Source organism: Neisseria sp. P0014.S009 (assembly GCF_051958155.1).
Classification (GTDB): Bacteria; Pseudomonadota; Gammaproteobacteria; order Burkholderiales; family Neisseriaceae; genus Neisseria; species Neisseria flavescens_C.
Genome location: NZ_JBQCVS010000006.1, coordinates 67,838 through 87,864, shown reverse-complemented (window position 1 = coordinate 87,864; position 20,027 = coordinate 67,838). Strand labels below are relative to the sequence as shown.

The following is a 20,027-nucleotide window of genomic DNA, read 5'->3' as shown; positions in this document are numbered from 1 at the left end:
ATGGCAAACCAAAAAATCCGTATCCGCCTGAAAGCTTATGATTACAGTCTGATTGACCGTTCTGCGCAAGAAATCGTTGAAACTGCCAAACGTACTGGCGCTGTTGTTAAAGGTCCGATTCCTTTGCCAACTAAAATCGAACGTTTCAATATCTTGCGTTCTCCTCACGTGAACAAAACTTCTCGTGAACAATTGGAAATCCGTACCCACTTGCGTCTGATGGACATCGTGGACTGGACTGACAAAACTACTGATGCACTGATGAAACTGGATCTTCCAGCAGGTGTAGATGTAGAAATTAAAGTTCAATAAGAACTGAAAACCGAACAGCTTGGCTGTTCGGTTTTTTATAGAATTCTTAGGCCGTCTGAAAATTTTCAGATATTTGGCAACACTTCATCCGAAAAAAATGATGGTTTTAAGAAGTTAAATTGAAATTTTTGTTGATATTTCTTTGATTTTTCAATTATAATGGCAGACTTGGTACATCCGTATCAAGTTTAACTTTGTCTGAAAGGCAGGCCAATCGTAGCCCGCCCCTTTACTTAAAAGGAAAATAATCATGACTTTAGGTCTGGTTGGACGCAAAGTTGGTATGACTCGCGTGTTCGACGAACAGGGTGTTTCTGTTCCGGTAACTGTTTTGGATATGTCTGCCAACCGCGTTACACAAGTGAAATCCAAAGATACTGACGGCTACACTGCTGTACAAGTTACCTTTGGTCAGAAAAAAGCTAATCGTGTCAACAAAACTGAAGCCGGTCACTTTGCTAAAGCAGGTGTTGAAGCTGGTCGCGGTTTGGTTGAGTTTGCTTTGACTGAAGAAAAACTGGCTGAATTGAAAGCCGGTGATGAAATTACCGTTTCTATGTTTGAAGTTGGTCAATTGGTAGATGTAACCGGCACCTCTAAAGGTAAAGGTTTCTCTGGTACGATCAAACGTCATAACTTCGGTGCTCAACGTACTTCCCACGGTAACTCCCGTTCTCACCGTGTTCCTGGTTCTATCGGTATGGCACAAGACCCTGGTCGTGTGTTCCCTGGTAAACGTATGGCAGGTCAATACGGTAACACTAAAGCAACTGTTCAAAAATTGGAAGTTGTGCGTGTTGATGCTGAACGCCAACTCTTGTTGGTTAAAGGTGCTGTTCCGGGTTCGGTTAACAGCGACGTCGTGGTTCGTCCTAGCGTGAAAGTAGGTGCGTAATGGAATTGAAAGTAATTGACGCTAAAGGACAAGTATCTGGCAGCTTGGCTGTTTCTGATGCTTTGTTTGCTCGTGAATACAATGAAGCTCTGGTTCACCAACTGGTTACTGCTTACTTGGCAAATGCCCGTTCTGGTAATCGTGCTCAAAAGACTCGTGCCGAAGTAAACCACTCTACTAAAAAGCCATGGCGCCAAAAAGGTACCGGTCGTGCTCGTTCCGGTATGACTTCTTCTCCGCTGTGGCGTAAAGGTGGTCGTGCATTCCCAAACAAACCTGACGAAAACTTCACTCAAAAAGTGAACCGTAAAATGTACCGTGCCGGTATGGCGACTATTTTGTCCCAATTGGCTCGTGATGAACGTTTGTTTGCAATCGAAGCATTGACTGCTGAAACTCCTAAAACCAAAGTTTTTGCTGAACAAGTGAAAAATTTGGGTTTGGAGCAAGTTCTGTTTGTAACTAAACAGCTCGACGAGAATGTTTACTTGGCTTCACGCAACTTGCCTAACGTATTGGTTTTGGAAGCTCAACAAGTTGATCCTTACAGCTTGCTGCGTTACAAAAAAGTCGTTATCACTAAAGATGCAGTTGCACAATTAGAGGAGCAATGGGTATGAATCAACAACGTTTGACTCAAGTAATCTTGGCACCTATCGTTTCTGAAAAAAGCAACGTATTGGCTGAAAAACGTAACCAAATGACGTTTAAAGTTTTGGCAAATGCAACCAAACCTGAAATTAAAGCGGCTGTTGAGCTGCTGTTCGGCGTTCAAGTTGCAGACGTTACTACTGTTACCATTAAAGGTAAAGTTAAACGTTTTGGTCGCACTTTAGGTCGTCGCAGCGATGTTAAAAAGGCTTATGTAAGCCTGGCTGCCGGTCAAGAGTTGGATTTGGAAGCCGCTGCTGCAGCTGCAGATAAGGAATAAACAAAATGGCAATCGTTAAAATGAAGCCGACCTCTGCAGGCCGTCGCGGCATGGTTCGCGTGGTAACAGAAGGTTTGCACAAAGGTGCACCTTATGCACCTCTGCTGGAAAAGAAAAATTCTACTGCCGGTCGTAACAACAATGGTCATATCACTACCCGTCATAAAGGTGGTGGCCATAAACATCATTACCGCGTTGTAGATTTTAAACGTAACAAAGACGGTATCCCTGCAAAAGTAGAGCGTATCGAATATGATCCTAACCGTACTGCATTTATCGCGTTGTTGTGCTATGCAGATGGTGAGCGTCGCTACATCATTGCTCCTCGTGGTATTCAAGCCGGTGCAGTATTGGTTTCCGGTGCTGAAGCTGCTATCAAAGTAGGTAACACTCTGCCGATCCGCAATATTCCTGTTGGTACAACTATTCACTGTATCGAAATGAAACCAGGTAAAGGTGCGCAAATTGCGCGTTCTGCTGGTGCTTCTGCGGTATTGCTTGCAAAAGAAGGTGCTTACGCACAAGTTCGTTTGCGTTCTGGTGAAGTGCGCAAAATTAGCGTAAATTGCCGTGCAACTATCGGTGAAGTTGGTAACGAAGAACAAAGCCTGAAAAAAATCGGTAAAGCTGGTGCTAACCGCTGGCGTGGTATTCGTCCGACCGTTCGTGGTGTTGTAATGAACCCTGTTGATCACCCACATGGTGGTGGTGAAGGCCGTACTGGTGAGGCTCGCGAACCGGTGAGCCCATGGGGTACTCCTGCTAAGGGCTACCGCACTCGTAATAACAAACGCACGGATAACATGATTGTTCGTCGTCGTTACTCAAATAAAGGTTAATTAGTATGGCTCGTTCATTAAAAAAAGGCCCATATGTAGACCTGCATTTGCTGAAAAAAGTAGATGCTGCTCGTGCAAGCAACGACAAACGCCCAATTAAAACTTGGTCACGTCGTTCTACCATTTTGCCTGATTTCATCGGTCTGACTATCGCTGTTCACAACGGTCGCACTCACGTGCCTGTGTTCATCAGCGACAATATGGTTGGTCATAAATTAGGTGAGTTCTCATTGACCCGTACCTTTAAAGGCCACTTGGCTGATAAAAAGGCTAAAAAGAAATAAGGTGAATCATGAGAGTAAGTGCACAACATAAAAACGCCCGTATTTCAGCTCAAAAAGCTCGTTTGGTGGCTGATTTGATTCGTGGTAAAGACGTTGCCCAAGCTTTGAATATCTTGGCATTCAGCCCTAAAAAAGGTGCTGAGCTGATTAAAAAAGTATTGGAATCAGCAATCGCCAATGCCGAGCACAACAATGGTGCTGACATTGACGAACTGAAAGTGGTAACTATCTTTGTTGACAAAGGCCCAAGCTTGAAACGTTTCCAAGCTCGTGCCAAAGGTCGCGGTAACCGCATCGAGAAACAAACTTGTCATATTAATGTGACAGTGGGCAACTAAGGAAAAGCTATGGGACAAAAGATTAACCCTACAGGCTTTCGCCTGGCGGTAACTAAAGACTGGGCTTCAAAATGGTTTGCTAAAAGCACCGACTTTTCTACTGTTTTGAAACAAGATATTGATGTTCGTAACTACTTGCGTAAAAAACTGGCTAATGCTTCAGTTGGTCGTGTAGTGATCGAGCGTCCTGCTAAATCTGCACGTATTACCATTCACTCTGCTCGTCCAGGTGTGGTTATTGGTAAAAAAGGCGAGGATATCGAAATCTTGAAACGTGACTTGCAAGCTCTGATGGGTGTGCCTGTTCATGTAAATATTGAAGAGATTCGTCGTCCTGAATTGGATGCGCAAATCATTGCTGATGGTATTGCCCAGCAGCTTGAAAAACGTGTTCAATTCCGTCGCGCTATGAAACGTGCAATGCAAAATGCAATGCGTTCTGGTGCTAAAGGCATCAAGATCATGACTTCAGGCCGTCTGAATGGTGCTGATATCGCTCGTAGCGAATGGTACCGTGAAGGTCGTGTACCTTTGCATACTTTGCGTGCGAACGTGGATTATGCAACTAGCGAAGCACACACTACTTATGGTGTACTGGGTCTGAAAGTTTGGGTTTATACAGAAGGTAATATTAAATCTTCTAAACCTGAGCATGAGAAGAAACAAAGAAAGGCAGGTGGACGTAATGCTGCAGCCAACTAGACTGAAATATCGCAAGCAACAAAAAGGCCGTAACACCGGTATTGCTACTCGCGGTAACAAAGTAAGTTTCGGTGAGTTCGGTTTGAAAGCCGTAGGCCGTGGTCGTTTGACTGCCCGCCAAATCGAAGCTGCTCGTCGTACTATGACTCGTCATATTAAACGTGGCGGTCGCATTTGGATCCGTGTATTCCCTGATAAACCAATTACTGAGAAACCTATCCAAGTTCGTATGGGTGGCGGTAAAGGTAATGTGGAATATTACATTGCTGAAATTAAACCAGGCAAAGTATTGTACGAAATGGACGGTGTTCCTGAGTCATTGGCTCGTGAAGCATTTGAATTGGCCGCTGCCAAATTGCCTATTCCTACAACCTTTGTGGTAAGACAGGTGGGTCAATAATGAAAGCAAATGAATTGAAAGACAAATCTATTGAGCAATTAAACTCTGATTTGTTGGACTTGTTGAAAGCTCAGTTTGGCTTACGCATGCAAAATGCAACCGGTCAGTTGGGTAAATCTAGCGAGTTGAAACGTGTACGTCGCGATATTGCTCGTATTAAAACCATTTTAACTGAAAAAGGTGCTAAGTAATGAGCGAAGCTAAAAATGTTCGTACTTTGCAAGGCAAAGTGGTAAGCGACAAAATGGACAAAACTGTTACAGTATTGGTTGAGCGTAAAGTTAAACATCCTCTGTACGGTAAAATTATTCGTTTATCAACTAAAATCCATGCTCATGATGAAAACAATCAATATGGCATTGGTGATGTAGTGGTAATCGAGGAATCTCGTCCTTTGTCAAAAACCAAGTCTTGGGTTGTAAAAGAATTGGTTGAGAAAGCGCGTACTGTTTGATTTAAAACACAGTAATGTAGCTTAATAAGAAACGAAGTCTTGCAGCAAAGTTAATTTGCGTGTAAACTTCGTTTCTTATCTTCCAGCTTCTTATGGAAGTTTCTCTCCCTTCGGGATCCAAGACTGGTTTACTAGAACCGTGATGGTTTCATTTAATAAGCAGCTTAAAGTAAGGTGCGAGTTATATGAAAGTGGTAAATTAAGTTGGTTAATTTAAAGGTACTAATATGATTCAAATGCAGACCATCTTAGATGTGGCTGATAACTCTGGTGCGCGTCGCGTGATGTGCATCAAGGTATTGGGCGGATCTAAGCGTCGCTACGCTTCTGTTGGCGATATTATTAAAGTTGCAGTTAAAGATGCAGCCCCACGTGGTCGTGTCAAAAAAGGTGATGTATACAATGCGGTAGTTGTTCGTACTGCTAAGGGTGTGCGTCGTCCTGATGGTGCGCTAATTAAATTTGATAACAACGCCGCTGTGTTATTAAATAATAAACTTGAGCCTCTGGGTACTCGTATTTTTGGCCCGGTAACCCGTGAATTGCGTACTGAGCGATTTATGAAAATCGTTTCATTGGCGCCTGAAGTATTATAAGGAATAGCGCGATGAATAAAATCATTAAAGGCGATCAGGTTGTAGTGATTACCGGTAAAGATAAAGGTAAGCAAGGTCAAGTAGTTCGAGTATTGGGTGATAAAGTTGTTGTTGAGGGTGTTAATGTTGTAAAACGCCATCAAAAACCTAATCCAATGCGCGGTATTGAGGGTGGCATTATTACTAAAGAAATGCCTTTGGATATTTCTAATGTTGCAATCCTGAATCCGGAAACTAATAAAGCAGACCGTGTTGGTATTAAGCTGATTGAAAATGAAGGCAAAGTTAAACGCGTTCGTTTCTTCAAATCAAATGGCTCTATCATTGGAGCATAAGGAGATAACATGGCTCGTTTGAGAGAGTTTTATAAAGATACAGTTGTTCCTGAATTGGTTAAACAATTTGGTTACAAATCAGTAATGGAAGTTCCACGTATTGAAAAAATCACCTTGAATATGGGTGTGGGTGAAGCTGTTGCTGATAAAAAAGTTATGGAACACGCTGTTTCTGATTTAGAGAAAATTGCTGGTCAAAAGCCAGTTGTTACTGTTGCTCGTAAATCTATCGCGGGTTTTAAAATCCGTGATAACTATCCAGTTGGTTGCAAAGTAACTTTGCGTCGTGATCAAATGTTTGAATTCTTGGATCGTTTGATTACTATTGCGTTGCCTCGCGTACGTGACTTCCGTGGTGTAAGCGGTAAATCATTTGATGGTCGTGGCAATTACAATATGGGCGTTCGTGAGCAAATTATTTTCCCGGAAATTGAATACGATAAAATCGATGCTTTGCGTGGTTTGAATATTACTATTACAACTACTGCAAAAACTGATGAAGAAGCGAAAGCTTTGTTGTCACTGTTTAAGTTTCCGTTTAAAGGATAATCATGGCTAAGAAAGCACTTATTAATCGTGAGCTGAAACGTCAAGCATTGGCGAAAAAGTTTGCAGCTAAACGTGAGGCAATTTTCGCTGTTATTAATGATGCTAATGCGACTGAAGAAGAACGTTTTGAAGCACGTTTGAAATTTCAATCCATTCCTCGTAATGCAGCACCTGTACGTCAACGTCGTCGTTGTGCTTTAACAGGTCGTCCTCGTGGCACTTTCCGTAAATTTGGTTTGGGCCGTATTAAAATCCGTGAAATCGCTATGCGTGGCGAGATCCCTGGTGTTGTTAAAGCTAGCTGGTAATAGGAGTATAAATAATGAGTATGCATGATCCTATTTCCGATATGTTGACTCGTATTCGCAATGCGCAACGTGCTAATAAAGCAGTAGTTGCCATGCCTTCCTCTAAACTGAAGTGCGCAATTGCAAAAGTTCTGAAAGAAGAAGGTTATATCGAGGATTTTGCGGTTTCTGCTGATGCAAAACCGGTATTGGAAATTCAATTGAAATACTATGCAGGTCGTCCTGTGATTGAGCAAATTAAACGTGTTTCACGTCCAGGTTTGCGTATTTACAAAGCATCAAGTGAGATCCCTAGTGTAATGAATGGCTTGGGTGTCGCTATTGTTAGTACTTCTAAAGGTGTAATGACTGATCGCAAAGCCCGTTCTGAGGGTGTTGGCGGTGAGTTGTTGTGCATCGTAGCCTAGTGGAGAAAAGTAAATGTCACGCGTCGCAAAAAACCCAGTGACTGTTCCTGCTGGTGTAGAAGTAAAATTCGGAACAGATGCATTGGTTATCAAAGGTAAAAACGGCGAATTGTCTTTTCCTTTGCATTCCGATGTTACTATTGAACTGAACGATGGTAAATTGACTTTTGCTGCAAAAAATGACAGTAAACAGGCTAATGCTATGTCTGGTACTGCTCGTGCATTGGTTAATAACATGGTTAAGGGTGTTTCTGAAGGTTTTGAGAAAAAACTTCAATTGATTGGTGTGGGTTATCGTGCCCAAGCCCAAGGTAAAGTTTTGAACTTATCTTTGGGTTTCTCTCATCCAATCGTATACGAAATGCCTGAAGGTGTTTCTGTTCAAACTCCTAGCCAAACAGAAATCGTTTTGACTGGTGCAGATAAACAAGTGGTTGGCCAAGTCGCTGCTGAAATTCGTGCATTCCGTTCTCCTGAACCTTATAAAGGTAAAGGCGTTCGTTATGTAGGTGAAGTAGTAGTGATGAAAGAAGCCAAGAAAAAATAATTGAGGTTCACTAATGGATAAACATACAACCCGACTCCGTCGTGCACGCAAAACCCGTGCGCGTATTGCGGACTTGAAAATGGTAAGATTATGTGTGTTCCGCAGCAATAATCATATTTATGCTCAAGTAATTAGTGCTGAAGGTGATAAAGTATTGGCTCAAGCCTCTACATTGGAAGCTGAAGTACGTAGTAGCCTGAAATCAGGTAGCAACGTTGAAGCAGCAGCTGTAGTTGGTAAGCGTATTGCTGAAAAAGCTAAAGCAGTAGGTGTTGAAAAAGTTGCTTTTGACCGTTCAGGTTTCCAATATCACGGTCGAGTGAAAGCTTTAGCTGAAGCTGCACGTGAAAATGGTTTAAGCTTCTAATATTTGGAGACTTTCAGATGGCAAAACATGAAATTGAAGAACGCGGTGACGGCCTGATTGAAAAGATGGTCGCAGTTAATCGCGTGACTAAAGTAGTTAAAGGTGGCCGTATCATGGCTTTCTCTGCACTGACTGTTGTTGGTGATGGTGATGGTCGCATCGGTATGGGCAAAGGTAAATCAAAAGAAGTACCAGTTGCTGTTCAAAAAGCAATGGATCAAGCTCGACGCTCTATGATTAAAGTACCTTTGAAAAATGGTACTATTCATCATGAGGTTATTGGTCGTCATGGTGCTACTAAGGTATTTATGCAACCTGCTAAAGAAGGTAGCGGTGTAAAAGCTGGTGGTCCAATGCGTTTAGTATTTGATGCTATGGGTATTCATAACATCTCAGCTAAAGTACATGGTTCTACTAACCCTTACAATATTGTACGCGCTACATTAGACGGTTTGTCTAAACTGTATACCCCTGCTGATATTGCTGCTAAACGTGGCTTGACAGTAGAAGATATTTTGGGAGCTAACCATGACTGAGCAAAAAAAGATTAAAGTTACATTGGTTAAGAGCCTGATCGGTACAATTGAATCTCATCGTGCATGTGCTCGTGGTTTAGGTTTACGCCGCCGTGAGCATACTGTGGAGGTTTTGGATACCCCTGAAAACCGTGGTATGATCAATAAGATCAGCTACTTGTTGAAAGTGGAGTCTTAATATGTTTTTGAATACTATTCAACCTGCTGAGGGTGCTACTCATGCTAGCCGTCGTGTAGGCCGTGGTATTGGTAGCGGCTTAGGTAAGACAGGTGGTCGTGGTCATAAAGGTCAAAAAAGCCGTTCTGGTGGCTTTCACAAGGTAGGTTTTGAAGGCGGTCAAATGCCTTTGCAGCGCCGTCTGCCAAAACGTGGTTTCAAATCTTTGACTGCGGCCACTAATGCTGAAGTTCGTTTGAGTGAATTAAATCTGATTGCTGTGAACGAGATTGATGTCTTGGTTCTTAAACAAGCTGGTTTGATTCCTGCAACTGCTTCTAATGTAAAAGTTATCGCTTCTGGTGAAATCTCAAAAGCAGTTACCTTGAAAGGTGTAAAAGCTACTAAAGGTGCTAAAGCTGCTATTGAAGCTGCCGGTGGTAAAGTAGAAGAATAAGGCTTGAACTACAGTGGCTAATCAACAATCTTTATCAGGATTATCCAAATTTGGTGATCTGAAAAAACGTCTGGTGTTCCTTTTAGGTGCTTTAGTCGTTTTCCGTATTGGTGCTCATATACCGGTACCGGGCGTAGATGCTGTTGCATTAGCTGAGTTATTCAAAGGCGCTGCAAACGGCATATTCGGAATGTTAAATATGTTCTCGGGTGGTTCGTTGGAGCGCTTTACTATATTTGCAATTGGTATCATGCCTTATATTTCGGCATCGATTATTATTCAGCTTGCTTCTGAGATTGTTCCTTCTTTGAAAACTTTAAAGAAGGAAGGTGAGGCTGGTAGGAAAATAATTACGAAATATACTAGGTATGGGACGGTATTATTGGCTATAGTACAAAGCTTTGCGGCTGCATCATATGTTTATCAACAAGGTGTCGTTGTAACGACTGCGCTTGAGTTTTATATTTCTACAGTGGTCTGTTTAGTTACAGGTACTATGTTTCTGATGTGGTTGGGGGAGCAAATTACCGAGCGTGGTATTGGTAATGGTATTTCCTTAATTATTACAGCAGGTATTGTATCTGGTGTCCCTTCAGGGATTACTAAATTATTAGATCAGAAATCGCATACTGCTGTATTAATAGCTTTAGGTACGTTACTATTAATATATGTTGTAGTCTATTTTGAGAGTGCTCAGCGTAAAGTTCCTGTTCATTATGCGAAGAGACAGTTTGGCTCGGGAATGATGTCAGGACAGAGCATTCATATGCCATTTAAGCTAAATATGGCGGGTGTTATTCCCCCCATTTTTGCTTCCAGTATCATTTTGTTTCCATCTACACTTTTAGGTTGGCTTGGTTCCAATAATACAAATTCAGTTTTATATCAGATTGCCGCTCAACTACAGCATGGTAAAACTTTATTTATCGTATTATTTGCGTCAACAATCATTTTTTTCTGCTATTTCTATACTGCTTTAGTATTCAGTCCTAAAGAGATGGCAGAAAATTTGAAGAAGAGTGGTGCATTTGTGCCAGGTATACGACCAGGTGAGCAAACATCTAGGTATTTGGAAAAAGTGGTACTAAGACTGACATTGTTTGGTGCTTTGTACATTACTACAATCTGTCTGATACCTGAAATTTTAACAACTGCATGGAATGTTACTATCAATTTCGGTGGTACATCTTTGCTTATTTTGGTCGTTGTTACAATGGATTTTAGGACGCAAATTAATTCATACATAATGAGTAGTCAGTATGAAGACTTGATGAGTCGTCCAGATATGAAATCTTTGTCACGTAAGTAGGCTTATGGCTAAAGAAGATACCATACAGATGCAGGGTGAAATCCTTGAGACTTTGCCCAATGCAACATTTAAAGTAAAACTGGAAAATGATCATGTAGTACTTGGTCATATATCTGGCAAAATGCGGATGCATTATATCCGTATTTCTCCAGGTGATAAGGTAACAGTTGAATTAACTCCTTATGATTTAACCCGTGCTCGGATTGTTTTCCGAGCAAGATAAACGATAAAAGGAAATAAAATGCGTGTACAACCTTCTGTAAAGAAAATTTGTCGCAATTGCAAGATTATTCGTCGTAATCGTGTAGTTCGCGTAATTTGTACTGACCCACGTCACAAACAACGTCAAGGTTAAGAAGCTAGTTTTCTTAACTATTGATTTTGTGGTATAGTGACATACTTTGCCCTAAAAAGGAAAAAATATGGCTCGTATTGCAGGGGTAAATATCCCTAATAATGCCCATATCGTAATTGGCCTTCAGGCTATTTATGGTATTGGTGCGACTCGTGCTAAATTGATTTGTGAGGCAGCAAATATTGCTCCTACTACTAAAGCAAAAGATTTGGACGAGGCTCAATTAGACGCTTTGCGTGAGCAAGTTGCTAAATATGAAGTTGAAGGCGATTTGCGTCGTGAAGTAACGATGAGCATTAAACGACTGATGGATATGGGTTGCTATCGCGGCTTCCGTCATCGTCGTGGCTTGCCTTGTCGTGGTCAACGCACTCGCACAAATGCTCGTACCCGTAAAGGTCCGCGCAAAGCGATTGCCGGTAAGAAATAAATTTTAAGGAATTTGATTAATGGCTAAAGCAAACACAGCTTCGCGTGTACGTAAAAAAGTACGTAAAACCGTAAGCGAAGGTATTGTGCACGTTCATGCATCTTTCAACAATACCATCATTACAATCACTGACCGTCAAGGCAATGCATTGTCTTGGGCTACCTCTGGCGGCGCTGGTTTTAAAGGTTCTCGTAAAAGTACACCATTTGCAGCACAAGTTGCAGCAGAAGCAGCTGGTAAAGTTGCCCAAGAGTATGGCGTTAAAAATTTAGAAGTCCGCATTAAAGGCCCTGGCCCTGGTCGCGAATCTTCTGTACGTGCTTTAAACGCTCTTGGTTTCAAGATTACCAGCATTACTGACGTTACCCCGTTGCCTCATAACGGTTGCCGTCCGCCTAAAAAACGTCGTATTTAATATTGGAGTGATTTAAAACATGGCACGTTATATTGGCCCTAAATGTAAATTAGCACGTCGCGAAGGTACGGATCTGTTTTTGAAGAGTGCACGTCGCTCTTTGGATTCCAAATGTAAAATGGATTCTGCACCTGGTCAACACGGTGCGAAAAAACCACGTTTGTCAGACTACGGTTTGCAATTGCGTGAAAAACAAAAAATCCGTCGTATTTATGGCGTATTAGAGCGTCAATTCCGTCGTTACTTCGCGGAAGCAGATCGTCGTAAAGGCTCTACCGGTGAATTGCTGCTGCAATTGCTGGAGTCTCGTTTGGACAATGTCGTTTACCGTATGGGTTTTGGCTCTACTCGCGCCGAAGCACGTCAATTGGTTTCTCACAAAGCTATCATTGTAAACGGTCAAGTTGTTAATATCCCTTCTTTCCAAGTTAAAGCAGGTGATGTTGTAGCTGTTCGTGAAAAAGCTAAGAAACAAGTACGTATCCAAGAAGCATTGAGCCTGGCTACTCAAATTGGGTTGCCAAGCTGGGTATCTGTTGATGCCGACAAATTGGAAGGCGTATTCAAAAATATGCCGGATCGCTCAGAATTGTCTGGCGATATTAATGAACAGCTGGTGGTAGAGTTCTACTCTAAATAATGCTAGCTCAATGAGGGACAGTTAAATGCAAAATAGCACAACCGAATTTTTGAAACCTCGTCAAATCGATGTAGATACTTTGTCTTCCACTCGGGCCAAGGTGTCTATGCAGCCATTTGAACGTGGTTTTGGTCATACTTTAGGTAATGCTTTGCGTCGTATCTTACTGTCATCCATGAATGGCTTTGCCCCAACTGAAGTAGTTATTTCCGGCGTATTGCACGAATACTCTACTATTGATGGTGTTCAAGAGGATGTTGTCGACGTTCTCTTGAACATTAAAGGTATCGTATTCAAGCTTCACGGTCGTAACCAAGTTCAGTTGACTTTGAAAAAAACAGGCGCTGGTGCTGTTATAGCCGGTGATATTGATTTGCCACACGATGTGGAAATCATCAATCCTGAACATGTTATTTGCCACTTGGCTGACAATGGCCAAATCGACATGGAAATTAAAGTAGAGCAAGGTCGTGGTTATCAATCCGTTTCAGGTCGTCGCGTATTGCGTGATGAGAACAAACAGATTGGTGCGATTCAGTTGGATGCGAGCTTTTCGCCCATCAGTCGTGTTAGCTTTGAAGTTGAACCTGCACGCGTAGAGCAACGCACGGATTTGGATAAATTGGTTTTGGATATTGAAACCAATGGTTCTATTGATCCAGAAGAAGCTGTACGTAGTGCCGCACGTATCTTAATTGACCAAATGTCTATTTTTGCAGATCTGCAAGGTACTCCGGTTGAAGAGGTTGAAGAAAAAGCTCCTCCTATCGATCCTATCTTGCTGCGTCCTGTAGATGATTTGGAATTAACCGTACGTTCAGCTAATTGTCTGAAAGCTGAGGATATTTATTATATTGGCGATTTGATTCAACGTACTGAAACCGAGCTTCTCAAGACCCCTAATTTGGGTCGTAAATCTTTGAATGAGATCAAAGAAGTGTTGGCCTCTAAAGGTCTGACATTAGGTTCCAAATTAGAAGCTTGGCCGCCTGTAGGCTTAGAAAAGCCGTAAGTTTGAAGATTAAAGGATAATGACATGCGTCATCGTAATGGCAACCGCAAATTAAACCGTACTAGCAGCCACCGTGCTGCGATGCTGCGCAATATGGCGAATTCCTTGTTGACTCACGAAACCATCGTGACAACTTTGCCTAAAGCAAAAGAATTGCGCCGCGTAGTTGAGCCCTTGATTACCTTGGGTAAAAAACCTTCTTTGGCAAGCCGTCGTTTGGCTTTTGACCGCACTCGCGATCGTGATGTTGTAGTTAAATTGTTTGACGAATTGGGTCCACGCTTTGCTGCTCGTAACGGCGGCTATGTTCGTGTACTGAAATACGGTTTCCGTAAAGGTGACAATGCTCCTTTGGCATTGGTTGAATTGGTTGATAAAGCAACTGATTCTGCTGAATAAGCAAATTAATATGAAAGCACTACCTGTTTAGGTGGTGCTTTTTTATTTGGATGATTCCTTTCTTAATTCATAATTTACAATGCTTAAATTGTAAGTCACTATTTTGTAAGTATTTCTTATTTTTTATTACTGAGACCTTTGCAATAACATAGGTTACTAAAATTTTATGCTCAATCTCATTTTCAAAATGCAAAACCTTTCTGATTTTTCCTATTTTTTGCTCAATATTAGGAAGGTTTTAGTCAATTGAATTTTTTGGCGCATTTTTATGCGTCAAATTTCGTTAACAGACTATTTTTGCAAAGGTCTCTACTCGGGAAAATGGCTGGGAATAGTAATGATCTGAATCGATTTTTTGGATTTTGATGCTTTTAACAGTAATTTTATGGTCGCATACTGCTTTTCTGTTACTTCCAAGTAGCGGCTTTAACTTTCTTACGGTAGGTTTAGATACCGCCTACTGTAGTGTTTCGATAGTGAACGCAGTCTTTGTCAAAGTAAGTGGTCATTTGGCTACAAGGTTATTACCTGTTCGTCTGAGATAAATGATTAATTAAGGATTTCTTTGGCAGATATGTTGCCATTAGTCTGCCCCTTAAGGCTTCTGCTTTAAGGGGCATCGTTTTATCTAGATGGCAGGGATTAAAAAGGCTGTCTGAAATTTCAGACGGCCTTTGGTTTTACCAGATATCGGATTTGATTTTGCGTTTCAAGCCCGGGTGTTCAGAGAGTTTGAACTCTGGGTCTTTACCCATTTTCAGCTTGGCTGTGTAGTCTTTCAACAGCAGGAAGGCAAGTGGTGACAGGAGCAGGATGGCGACGAGGTTAATCCATGCCATGATGCCCATGGCCATGTCTGCCATATCCCATACCAAGGGTACGTTGGCAACTGCGCCGAAGTAGACCCATGCCAAAACCAGCATACGGAAAACGGCGGTAACCAGCCAATGGCTCTTGATGAATTGGACGTTGGACTCGGCATAGGCATAGTTACCGATAACGGTTGAAAAGGCAAACATAAACAGGATGACGGCAAGGAAGCCCGCGCCCCATTGACCCACTTGGCTGACAATCGCCGCCTGCGTCAACGCTGCACCGCTCAGGTCGCCGTAAGGCTGCTGATAGGTCAAGACGATAAAGGCGGTGCATGAGCAGACGATGATGGTATCGACGAAAACGCCCAGCATTTGAATCATGCCTTGGGAGACGGGGTGTTTCACTTCGGCTGCGGCTGCAGCATTCGGCGCGGAACCCATACCCGCCTCATTGGAATACAGGCCGCGTTTGATACCCTGCATCATGGTGGTCGAAATCAGACCGCCGAGGAAACCGCCTGCAGCCGAATCGAAGTTGAACGCGTTGGAGAAAATCTGACCGAACACGTCAGGAATCAGGGAAATATTGGTAACAATGATGAAGAGTGCTATGACGAGGTATAAAACCGCCATCAGTGGAACGATGATTTCCGCGGCTTTAGATACGCGGCGGATACCGCCGAAGATAATCGGGGCAGTCAGAATGACCAGGGCGACACCGACATAGTGTTGATCCCAGCCCCATGCTGCTTTGGTGGTATCGGCGATGGTATTGGTCTGTACGGCTTCAAATACAAAGCCGAAACAGAAAATCAGGCTCAGGGCGAACAAAACGCCCAGCCATTTTTGTCCCAGGCCTTGAGTGATGTAGTAGGCAGGGCCGCCGCGGAAGTGGTGGTTGTCGTAGTCCCGGACTTTAAAGAGTTGGGCCAGTGAAGATTCGACAAACGCCGAACTCATGCCGATTAAGGCGGTTACCCACATCCAGAATACCGCGCCCGGCCCGCCGAGTTTGATGGCAATCGCCACGCCGGCGATGTTGCCCACGCCTACGCGGCTGGCCAAGCCGGTAACGAATGCTTGGAACGGTGTGATTCCGTGCGGATCATCACCTTGTTTGCGGCCACTCAGCATTTCTTTGATACTGCGGCCGAAGAGGCGGAATTGTACAAAACCGGTGGTAACGGTGAAAAAGAGGCCTGCGCCTAAAAGCATATATACCAACCCCGACCACATTTGGTCGTTGATGGCGTTTATCCAGCCGTGAAGCTGTTCGAAAAATTGATCCATACAAACCTTTCAGAGTTTCTCCATTTTCAGACGGCCTGTGTGTGGAGGCTGCCTGTAACTGGATGTATTCTAGCAGACTGTCAACAAACTGAAAAACGTTTACATATTCTTTTTTATATTATCTTTTTGATTATCATGTAATTTTATTATTATGGTGTAAAGAATTTATCGATTTAAACTCTTCCGTTTTACATATTTGAACAAAAAGGCCGTCTGAAAACAGAGTCTTGTTTTCAGACGGCCTTGATTTTATTTCAATGCGTTATTCGGGACGCATTTGTGGGAACAGAATCACGTCGCGGATGGTTTGCGAATCGGTCAGCAACATTACCAAGCGGTCGATGCCGATGCCGCAACCGCCGGTCGGTGGCAGGCCGAATTCCATGGCGCGGATGTAGTCGGCATCGTAGTGCATGGCTTCGTCGTCACCGGCATCTTTTTGCGCCACTTGCGCTTTGAAGCGTTCGGCTTGATCTTCCGGATCGTTCAACTCGGAATAGCCGTTTGCCAGTTCGCGGCCGACAACGAAAAGCTCGAAGCGTTCGGTCAAACCCGGTTTGCTGTCGGATGCGCGTGCCAATGGCGACACTTCGACAGGGTAGTCGATGATGAAAGTCGGGTTCCACAGTTTGCCCTCGGCGCAACCTTCAAACAGGGCAAGTTGCAGGCTGCCGATACCCGGAGACGGAGGCAGGCTTTCGCCGTGTTTGACGATTTCTTTTTTCAGCCATTCTTCATCGTTCAACTGTTCATCGGTGTAGTGCGGATTGTATTTCTTGATGGCACCGAGAATGGTCAGGCGTTCAAACAGGCTTTCCAAATCGACTTCTTTTCCGTTGTAGCTGATTTTTGCCGTACCGTTTACCGCGCGGGAAGCGTTGCGGATGATGTCTTCCGCCATTTGCATCATGCGTTCGTAGTCGGAGAAGGCTTCGTAGAATTCGATCATGGTGAATTCAGGGTTGTGGCGTACGGACATGCCTTCGTTGCGGAAGCTGCGGTTGATTTCAAACACGCGTTCCAAGCCGCCGACAACCAAGCGTTTCAGATACAGCTCGGGAGCGATGCGCAGGTAGAGTGGAATGTCCAAGGCATTGTGGTGAGTAACGAACGGTTTTGCCGTCGCACCGCCAGGAATCGGGTGCATCATTGGGGTTTCAACTTCCAAATAATGCTCGTTAACCATGAAATTGCGCACGGATTGGATGATTTGGCTGCGTTTGATGAAGGTATTGCGCGATTCTTCGTTGGCAATCAAATCGACGTAGCGTTGACGGTATTTGGTTTCCTGATCGCTCAAACCTTTGTGTTTGTCGGGTAGCGGGCGCAGGGATTTGGACAGAAGGCGGATGTTGGACACGCGCACGGTCAATTCGCCGTGGTTGGTTTTGAACAAAGTACCTTCCGCGCCGACGATGTCGCCCAAGTCCCAGTGGTTGAAGTCGTCCAAATCTTCTTGGCTCACGCCTTTGTTGTTCAAATAAAGCTGGATTTGACCGGTAACGTCTTGAATGGTGGCGAAGCTGGCTTTGCCCATTTGACGTTTGAGCATCATGCGCCCGGCCACTTTGACGGTAATGCCTTGCGGGTCGAGTTCTTCTTTGCTGACTTTACCGTATTGGGTGTGCAGATCGGCGGCAAAGCTGTCGCGTTTGAAATCGTTAGGGTAGGCATTGCGTTCTTTGCGGATGTTGCGCAGTTTCTCGCGGCGCAGGGCAATGATTTGGTTTTCGTCCAACTGCGGCTCGATTTGCGGATTGTTTTGTTCGCTCATGGTGTTTTCCGGAAAAATGAGTCAGGGCCGGTATTTTCAGACGGCCTGAATAAAGTGAAAAATTGGCTCTATTTTACGCGATGTCGGTGTTTTTTTCTATAAAGGCAGAAAGGCCGTCTGAAACCTGAAAAATCAGTTTCAGACGGCCTTTTGTGTTTCATGAAGGGCCGTATCGGCAGTTAGATATCGGTTTCTAAATAAACGACTTGGGTTTGCAGATATTCTTCCAAACCGTGTTTACCGTCGGCGCCGCCGATACCTGATTTTTTCCAACCGGCATGGAAGCCCTGCATGGCTTCAAAGTTTTCGCGGTTGATGTAGGTTTCGCCGAAACGCAGGCGGCGGGTTACATAAAACGCTTCATTCAGATTGGTGGTATAGACGGAGCTGGTCAGGCCGAATTCGCTGTCGTTTGCCAAGGCTATGACTTGATCGAGCGTGTCGAAAGTGGCAACCGGCAGGACGGGGCCGAAGGTTTCTTCCTTCATGATGTCCATGCTGTTGTCGGTATCGGTCAGCAGGGTAGGTTCGAAGAAGTAGCCTTTGCCGTCGGCACGTTTGCCGCCGCAAACCAAAGTTGCGCCTTGTCGAACTGCGCGTTCGACTTTCTCGGCAACGGATTTTACGGCGCGTTCTTCAATCAACGGCCCCATTTCCAGTGCGCCGGCTTCGGCTTCGGCCGGGTTGCCGTAGCGCACGCCTTTCATGGCGGCAGTCATTTTTTCAATAAATGCGTCTTTCAGGCTGCTGTGGACATACACGCGTTCGGCGCAGTTGCAGATTTGGCCGGTATTGCCCACGCGTGAAGCCAAGATAGATTTGACGGCCAGATCCAAGTCGGCATCTTTCAGGACGATGGCAGGGGCTTTGCCACCCAGTTCCAGTGAGACTTTGGTAATGTTGGCGGCGGCGGCTTCCATCACTTGGCGGCCTGCATCGACAGAACCGGTCAGGCTGACCATATCGACTTGCGGATGTGATGCCAAGGCATTGCCGATTTCTGCACCCGGGCCGTTGACGACGTTGAATACGCCGGCCGGTAAGCCTGAAGCATGAACGATTTCAGCAAAAATGTGGCAGTTAATCGGGGTAACGCTGCTCGGTTTGACGACGATGGTATTGCCTGTTACTAAAGCCGGGCCCATTTTGCGGGCGATCAGGAAGAATGGGAAGTTCCACGGCAAAATGCCGGCGATTACGCCCAAAGGACGTTTGAACAATAAAATATTTTCGCGCGGGCGGTCGCTTTGGATGATTTCACCTTCATAACGGCGCGCCCATTCGGCTTGGTAGTCGAGATAATCGGCAGTGAACATGACTTCTATGCGTGCCAAATCTTTGGTTTTGCCGCCTTCGGCGACAATGGTGTCGGTCAGCTCGTCGGCGCGTTCGCGGATGCCTTGGGCAATTTTGCGCAGGTATGCGCCGCGTTCAACGGCAGGCAAACGCTCCCATGCAGTTTGTGCATCTCTGGCCGCAGCAACGGCACGATCAACATCGGCTTTTCCGCCTTTAGGCTCACGTGCGATGACTTCTTCGGTTGCCGGATTCAATACATCACGCCATGCGCCGTTAAAGTCGGTTTCAAAGCGGCCGTTAATATACATAGACAGTTGTTTCATCAAACCTTCTCCTGTTGTTGTAGTTGGATGTAGTTTTAGTCTATGCCTAAATTGTCTGGCATACAAGAGGATTTAGCGTGGGTTGATGGTAGGTATTTGGAAGTTTTTAGAAAAAGATGTTGGGTGAGGAGTTGGGTTTGATTGATTCAAGAGGTTTGTGATGCTTTGAGTTACATCTATAACAGCATTGTGACAAAGCTCGAATATTCTTGATGTTGATAATAAGGGAGGTATCGAGTGAAGAAAGGCTTGATGGAGAATATAAAAAAACCTGCTTTTTTCAAAGCAGGTTTTCATATTTTGGTGGGTCGTGAGCGATTCGAACGCTCGACCAACGGATTAAAAGTCCGCTGCTCTACCGACTGAGCTAACGACCCGATAAGCTGTGCATTGTAGGGAACTTGTTTCTTTTCGTCAACTGTTTTTTTGAAATTTTTTTCAAAAAACGTAAATCGGCTGTCATTTGGCGTTAATTCTTCCTTTTTTGAGCGTTTATTATGTTATGATTTTTTGGTCTGTCAGTTTTGACAGATATTTTTTAGACCAAAGGAT

General features: G+C 44.1%; 32 protein-coding genes and 1 tRNA gene. 29 read left to right on the top strand and 4 right to left on the bottom strand.

The genetic code is table 11. The annotated features are described in order from the left end of the window. The 29 genes from rpsJ (at position 1) to rplQ (ending at position 13,974) form a co-directional block, all read left to right on the top strand. Positions 1–312: a 30S ribosomal protein S10 gene (gene rpsJ / locus ACTHS4_RS06395; protein WP_002642322.1), complete on the top strand. Its 312-nt coding sequence runs from the start codon at positions 1–3 to the stop codon at positions 310–312. 250 nt (positions 313–562) lie between these two features. Then, a complete protein-coding gene (rplC, locus tag ACTHS4_RS06390) occupies positions 563–1,207 on the top strand; it encodes a 50S ribosomal protein L3 (RefSeq protein ID WP_004464584.1) in 645 nt (214 codons plus the stop codon). Continuing rightward, on the top strand, positions 1,207–1,827 hold the full coding sequence (rplD, locus tag ACTHS4_RS06385; protein WP_003684798.1) for a 50S ribosomal protein L4: 621 nt from the start codon (positions 1,207–1,209) through the stop codon (positions 1,825–1,827). Before rplC ends, rplD begins: the two co-directional genes overlap by 1 nt. Beyond that, positions 1,824–2,138, top strand: coding sequence for a 50S ribosomal protein L23 (gene rplW / locus ACTHS4_RS06380; RefSeq protein WP_002243944.1), 315 nt, complete (start codon positions 1,824–1,826; stop codon positions 2,136–2,138). Before rplD ends, rplW begins: the two co-directional genes overlap by 4 nt. A 5-nt stretch (positions 2,139–2,143) precedes the next feature. Continuing rightward, positions 2,144–2,977 (top strand): 50S ribosomal protein L2, encoded by an 834-nt coding sequence (gene rplB, locus ACTHS4_RS06375; RefSeq protein WP_003684813.1) that lies wholly within the window; start codon positions 2,144–2,146, stop codon positions 2,975–2,977. Between the two features lie 5 nt (positions 2,978–2,982). Next, positions 2,983–3,261 (top strand): 30S ribosomal protein S19, encoded by a 279-nt coding sequence (rpsS, locus tag ACTHS4_RS06370; RefSeq protein ID WP_002215422.1) that lies wholly within the window; start codon positions 2,983–2,985, stop codon positions 3,259–3,261. Between the two features lie 8 nt (positions 3,262–3,269). Further along, positions 3,270–3,599: a 50S ribosomal protein L22 gene (rplV, locus tag ACTHS4_RS06365; protein WP_003749277.1), complete on the top strand. Its 330-nt coding sequence runs from the start codon at positions 3,270–3,272 to the stop codon at positions 3,597–3,599. Positions 3,600–3,608: 9 nt separating this feature from the next. Further along, entirely contained in the window at positions 3,609–4,301 is a 693-nt protein-coding gene (gene rpsC, locus ACTHS4_RS06360; protein ID WP_003684753.1) for a 30S ribosomal protein S3, read from the top strand. Next, positions 4,285–4,701 (top strand): 50S ribosomal protein L16, encoded by a 417-nt coding sequence (gene rplP, locus ACTHS4_RS06355; protein WP_003749279.1) that lies wholly within the window; start codon positions 4,285–4,287, stop codon positions 4,699–4,701. The genes rpsC and rplP overlap by 17 nt, the downstream gene beginning before the upstream one ends. Next, entirely contained in the window at positions 4,701–4,892 is a 192-nt protein-coding gene (gene rpmC / locus ACTHS4_RS06350) for a 50S ribosomal protein L29 (RefSeq protein WP_003684705.1), read from the top strand. The genes rplP and rpmC overlap by 1 nt, the downstream gene beginning before the upstream one ends. Beyond that, positions 4,892–5,155 carry a 30S ribosomal protein S17 gene (rpsQ, locus tag ACTHS4_RS06345; protein WP_003684766.1) on the top strand — a complete coding sequence of 88 codons (264 nt, stop codon included), beginning with the start codon at positions 4,892–4,894 and terminating at the stop codon, positions 5,153–5,155. The genes rpmC and rpsQ overlap by 1 nt, the downstream gene beginning before the upstream one ends. A 227-nt stretch (positions 5,156–5,382) precedes the next feature. Continuing rightward, complete coding sequence (gene rplN, locus ACTHS4_RS06340; protein ID WP_002215434.1) at positions 5,383–5,751, top strand: 50S ribosomal protein L14; 369 nt, start codon at positions 5,383–5,385, stop codon at positions 5,749–5,751. Between the two features lie 11 nt (positions 5,752–5,762). Continuing rightward, positions 5,763–6,086: a 50S ribosomal protein L24 gene (rplX, locus tag ACTHS4_RS06335; protein ID WP_036493506.1), complete on the top strand. Its 324-nt coding sequence runs from the start codon at positions 5,763–5,765 to the stop codon at positions 6,084–6,086. A 9-nt stretch (positions 6,087–6,095) separates the two neighbouring features. Then, positions 6,096–6,635, top strand: coding sequence for a 50S ribosomal protein L5 (rplE, locus tag ACTHS4_RS06330; protein ID WP_003684750.1), 540 nt, complete (start codon positions 6,096–6,098; stop codon positions 6,633–6,635). A gap of 2 nt (positions 6,636–6,637) precedes the next feature. Next, on the top strand, positions 6,638–6,943 hold the full coding sequence (gene rpsN, locus ACTHS4_RS06325) for a 30S ribosomal protein S14 (RefSeq protein WP_003684736.1): 306 nt from the start codon (positions 6,638–6,640) through the stop codon (positions 6,941–6,943). A 14-nt stretch (positions 6,944–6,957) separates the two neighbouring features. After that, positions 6,958–7,350 carry a 30S ribosomal protein S8 gene (gene rpsH / locus ACTHS4_RS06320; protein ID WP_063075320.1) on the top strand — a complete coding sequence of 131 codons (393 nt, stop codon included), beginning with the start codon at positions 6,958–6,960 and terminating at the stop codon, positions 7,348–7,350. 13 nt (positions 7,351–7,363) lie between these two features. Continuing rightward, positions 7,364–7,897, top strand: a complete 534-nt coding sequence (gene rplF / locus ACTHS4_RS06315; RefSeq protein ID WP_070825775.1) for a 50S ribosomal protein L6 — start codon at positions 7,364–7,366, stop codon at positions 7,895–7,897. 13 nt (positions 7,898–7,910) lie between these two features. Next, on the top strand, positions 7,911–8,264 hold the full coding sequence (gene rplR / locus ACTHS4_RS06310; protein ID WP_003749287.1) for a 50S ribosomal protein L18: 354 nt from the start codon (positions 7,911–7,913) through the stop codon (positions 8,262–8,264). Positions 8,265–8,281: 17 nt separating this feature from the next. Further along, positions 8,282–8,800, top strand: coding sequence for a 30S ribosomal protein S5 (gene rpsE, locus ACTHS4_RS06305; RefSeq protein WP_003684704.1), 519 nt, complete (start codon positions 8,282–8,284; stop codon positions 8,798–8,800). Further along, the gene (gene rpmD / locus ACTHS4_RS06300; protein ID WP_003684808.1) at positions 8,793–8,978 is read left to right on the top strand and encodes a 50S ribosomal protein L30; all 186 of its coding nucleotides are present in this window, start codon (positions 8,793–8,795) and stop codon (positions 8,976–8,978) included. Before rpsE ends, rpmD begins: the two co-directional genes overlap by 8 nt. Before the next feature lies 1 nt (position 8,979). Next, on the top strand, positions 8,980–9,414 hold the full coding sequence (rplO, locus tag ACTHS4_RS06295) for a 50S ribosomal protein L15 (RefSeq protein ID WP_070825776.1): 435 nt from the start codon (positions 8,980–8,982) through the stop codon (positions 9,412–9,414). 13 nt (positions 9,415–9,427) lie between these two features. Continuing rightward, entirely contained in the window at positions 9,428–10,723 is a 1,296-nt protein-coding gene (gene secY / locus ACTHS4_RS06290; RefSeq protein WP_070825777.1) for a preprotein translocase subunit SecY, read from the top strand. Positions 10,724–10,727: 4 nt separating this feature from the next. Beyond that, the gene (infA, locus tag ACTHS4_RS06285) at positions 10,728–10,946 is read left to right on the top strand and encodes a translation initiation factor IF-1 (protein ID WP_003684714.1); all 219 of its coding nucleotides are present in this window, start codon (positions 10,728–10,730) and stop codon (positions 10,944–10,946) included. An 18-nt stretch (positions 10,947–10,964) separates the two neighbouring features. Then, entirely contained in the window at positions 10,965–11,078 is a 114-nt protein-coding gene (rpmJ, locus tag ACTHS4_RS06280; RefSeq protein ID WP_003697674.1) for a 50S ribosomal protein L36, read from the top strand. Between the two features lie 67 nt (positions 11,079–11,145). Then, positions 11,146–11,508 (top strand): 30S ribosomal protein S13, encoded by a 363-nt coding sequence (gene rpsM / locus ACTHS4_RS06275; protein ID WP_003749295.1) that lies wholly within the window; start codon positions 11,146–11,148, stop codon positions 11,506–11,508. A 19-nt stretch (positions 11,509–11,527) separates the two neighbouring features. Next, positions 11,528–11,923: a 30S ribosomal protein S11 gene (gene rpsK / locus ACTHS4_RS06270; RefSeq protein WP_002216249.1), complete on the top strand. Its 396-nt coding sequence runs from the start codon at positions 11,528–11,530 to the stop codon at positions 11,921–11,923. A gap of 19 nt (positions 11,924–11,942) precedes the next feature. Continuing rightward, positions 11,943–12,563 carry a 30S ribosomal protein S4 gene (rpsD, locus tag ACTHS4_RS06265; protein WP_003684796.1) on the top strand — a complete coding sequence of 207 codons (621 nt, stop codon included), beginning with the start codon at positions 11,943–11,945 and terminating at the stop codon, positions 12,561–12,563. A 25-nt stretch (positions 12,564–12,588) separates the two neighbouring features. Then, positions 12,589–13,575 (top strand): DNA-directed RNA polymerase subunit alpha, encoded by a 987-nt coding sequence (locus ACTHS4_RS06260; RefSeq protein WP_070825778.1) that lies wholly within the window; start codon positions 12,589–12,591, stop codon positions 13,573–13,575. Between the two features lie 24 nt (positions 13,576–13,599). Next, entirely contained in the window at positions 13,600–13,974 is a 375-nt protein-coding gene (gene rplQ / locus ACTHS4_RS06255) for a 50S ribosomal protein L17 (protein ID WP_070825779.1), read from the top strand. Positions 13,975–14,654: 680 nt separating this feature from the next. Here the strand turns inward: rplQ and ACTHS4_RS06250 are convergent. From ACTHS4_RS06250 to ACTHS4_RS06235, 4 genes are all read right to left on the bottom strand, one after another. After that, positions 14,655–16,079 (bottom strand): alanine/glycine:cation symporter family protein, encoded by a 1,425-nt coding sequence (locus ACTHS4_RS06250; protein ID WP_070825780.1) that lies wholly within the window; start codon positions 16,077–16,079, stop codon positions 14,655–14,657. A gap of 262 nt (positions 16,080–16,341) precedes the next feature. Continuing rightward, positions 16,342–17,853: a lysine--tRNA ligase gene (gene lysS, locus ACTHS4_RS06245; RefSeq protein ID WP_440365615.1), complete on the bottom strand. Its 1,512-nt coding sequence runs from the start codon at positions 17,851–17,853 to the stop codon at positions 16,342–16,344. A gap of 179 nt (positions 17,854–18,032) precedes the next feature. Continuing rightward, a complete protein-coding gene (gene aldA, locus ACTHS4_RS06240) occupies positions 18,033–19,475 on the bottom strand; it encodes an aldehyde dehydrogenase (protein WP_070825782.1) in 1,443 nt (480 codons plus the stop codon). Between the two features lie 301 nt (positions 19,476–19,776). Continuing rightward, positions 19,777–19,852: transfer RNA gene (locus ACTHS4_RS06235), tRNA-Lys, on the bottom strand. Positions 19,853–20,027 lie beyond the last annotated feature (175 nt).

Excerpts from the sequence above, each read along its gene's own strand:
- rplE (WP_003684750.1), top strand. The coding sequence starts at position 6,096 with ATGGCTCGTTTGAGAGAGTTTTATAAAGATACAGTTGTTCCTGAATTG.
- rplB (WP_003684813.1), top strand. The coding sequence starts at position 2,144 with ATGGCAATCGTTAAAATGAAGCCGACCTCTGCAGGCCGTCGCGGCATG.
- rplF (WP_070825775.1), top strand. The coding sequence starts at position 7,364 with ATGTCACGCGTCGCAAAAAACCCAGTGACTGTTCCTGCTGGTGTAGAA.
- ACTHS4_RS06260 (WP_070825778.1), top strand. The coding sequence starts at position 12,589 with ATGCAAAATAGCACAACCGAATTTTTGAAACCTCGTCAAATCGATGTA.
- rplR (WP_003749287.1), top strand. The coding sequence starts at position 7,911 with ATGGATAAACATACAACCCGACTCCGTCGTGCACGCAAAACCCGTGCG.
- rpsE (WP_003684704.1), top strand. The coding sequence starts at position 8,282 with ATGGCAAAACATGAAATTGAAGAACGCGGTGACGGCCTGATTGAAAAG.
- infA (WP_003684714.1), top strand. The coding sequence starts at position 10,728 with ATGGCTAAAGAAGATACCATACAGATGCAGGGTGAAATCCTTGAGACT.
- rpsK (WP_002216249.1), top strand. The coding sequence starts at position 11,528 with ATGGCTAAAGCAAACACAGCTTCGCGTGTACGTAAAAAAGTACGTAAA.
- rpsM (WP_003749295.1), top strand. The coding sequence starts at position 11,146 with ATGGCTCGTATTGCAGGGGTAAATATCCCTAATAATGCCCATATCGTA.
- rplC (WP_004464584.1), top strand. The coding sequence starts at position 563 with ATGACTTTAGGTCTGGTTGGACGCAAAGTTGGTATGACTCGCGTGTTC.
- rpsJ (WP_002642322.1), top strand. The coding sequence starts at position 1 with ATGGCAAACCAAAAAATCCGTATCCGCCTGAAAGCTTATGATTACAGT.
- rplP (WP_003749279.1), top strand. The coding sequence starts at position 4,285 with ATGCTGCAGCCAACTAGACTGAAATATCGCAAGCAACAAAAAGGCCGT.
- rplQ (WP_070825779.1), top strand. The coding sequence starts at position 13,600 with ATGCGTCATCGTAATGGCAACCGCAAATTAAACCGTACTAGCAGCCAC.
- lysS (WP_440365615.1), bottom strand. The coding sequence starts at position 17,853 with ATGAGCGAACAAAACAATCCGCAAATCGAGCCGCAGTTGGACGAAAAC.
- rplO (WP_070825776.1), top strand. The coding sequence starts at position 8,980 with ATGTTTTTGAATACTATTCAACCTGCTGAGGGTGCTACTCATGCTAGC.
- rpsD (WP_003684796.1), top strand. The coding sequence starts at position 11,943 with ATGGCACGTTATATTGGCCCTAAATGTAAATTAGCACGTCGCGAAGGT.
- rplD (WP_003684798.1), top strand. The coding sequence starts at position 1,207 with ATGGAATTGAAAGTAATTGACGCTAAAGGACAAGTATCTGGCAGCTTG.
- aldA (WP_070825782.1), bottom strand. The coding sequence starts at position 19,475 with ATGAAACAACTGTCTATGTATATTAACGGCCGCTTTGAAACCGACTTT.
- rpsH (WP_063075320.1), top strand. The coding sequence starts at position 6,958 with ATGAGTATGCATGATCCTATTTCCGATATGTTGACTCGTATTCGCAAT.
- rpmC (WP_003684705.1), top strand. The coding sequence starts at position 4,701 with ATGAAAGCAAATGAATTGAAAGACAAATCTATTGAGCAATTAAACTCT.
- rplW (WP_002243944.1), top strand. The coding sequence starts at position 1,824 with ATGAATCAACAACGTTTGACTCAAGTAATCTTGGCACCTATCGTTTCT.
- rpmD (WP_003684808.1), top strand. The coding sequence starts at position 8,793 with ATGACTGAGCAAAAAAAGATTAAAGTTACATTGGTTAAGAGCCTGATC.
- rplX (WP_036493506.1), top strand. The coding sequence starts at position 5,763 with ATGAATAAAATCATTAAAGGCGATCAGGTTGTAGTGATTACCGGTAAA.
- rplV (WP_003749277.1), top strand. The coding sequence starts at position 3,270 with ATGAGAGTAAGTGCACAACATAAAAACGCCCGTATTTCAGCTCAAAAA.
- rpsQ (WP_003684766.1), top strand. The coding sequence starts at position 4,892 with ATGAGCGAAGCTAAAAATGTTCGTACTTTGCAAGGCAAAGTGGTAAGC.
- ACTHS4_RS06250 (WP_070825780.1), bottom strand. The coding sequence starts at position 16,079 with ATGGATCAATTTTTCGAACAGCTTCACGGCTGGATAAACGCCATCAAC.
- rpsC (WP_003684753.1), top strand. The coding sequence starts at position 3,609 with ATGGGACAAAAGATTAACCCTACAGGCTTTCGCCTGGCGGTAACTAAA.
- rplN (WP_002215434.1), top strand. The coding sequence starts at position 5,383 with ATGATTCAAATGCAGACCATCTTAGATGTGGCTGATAACTCTGGTGCG.
- rpsN (WP_003684736.1), top strand. The coding sequence starts at position 6,638 with ATGGCTAAGAAAGCACTTATTAATCGTGAGCTGAAACGTCAAGCATTG.
- rpsS (WP_002215422.1), top strand. The coding sequence starts at position 2,983 with ATGGCTCGTTCATTAAAAAAAGGCCCATATGTAGACCTGCATTTGCTG.
- rpmJ (WP_003697674.1), top strand. The coding sequence starts at position 10,965 with ATGCGTGTACAACCTTCTGTAAAGAAAATTTGTCGCAATTGCAAGATT.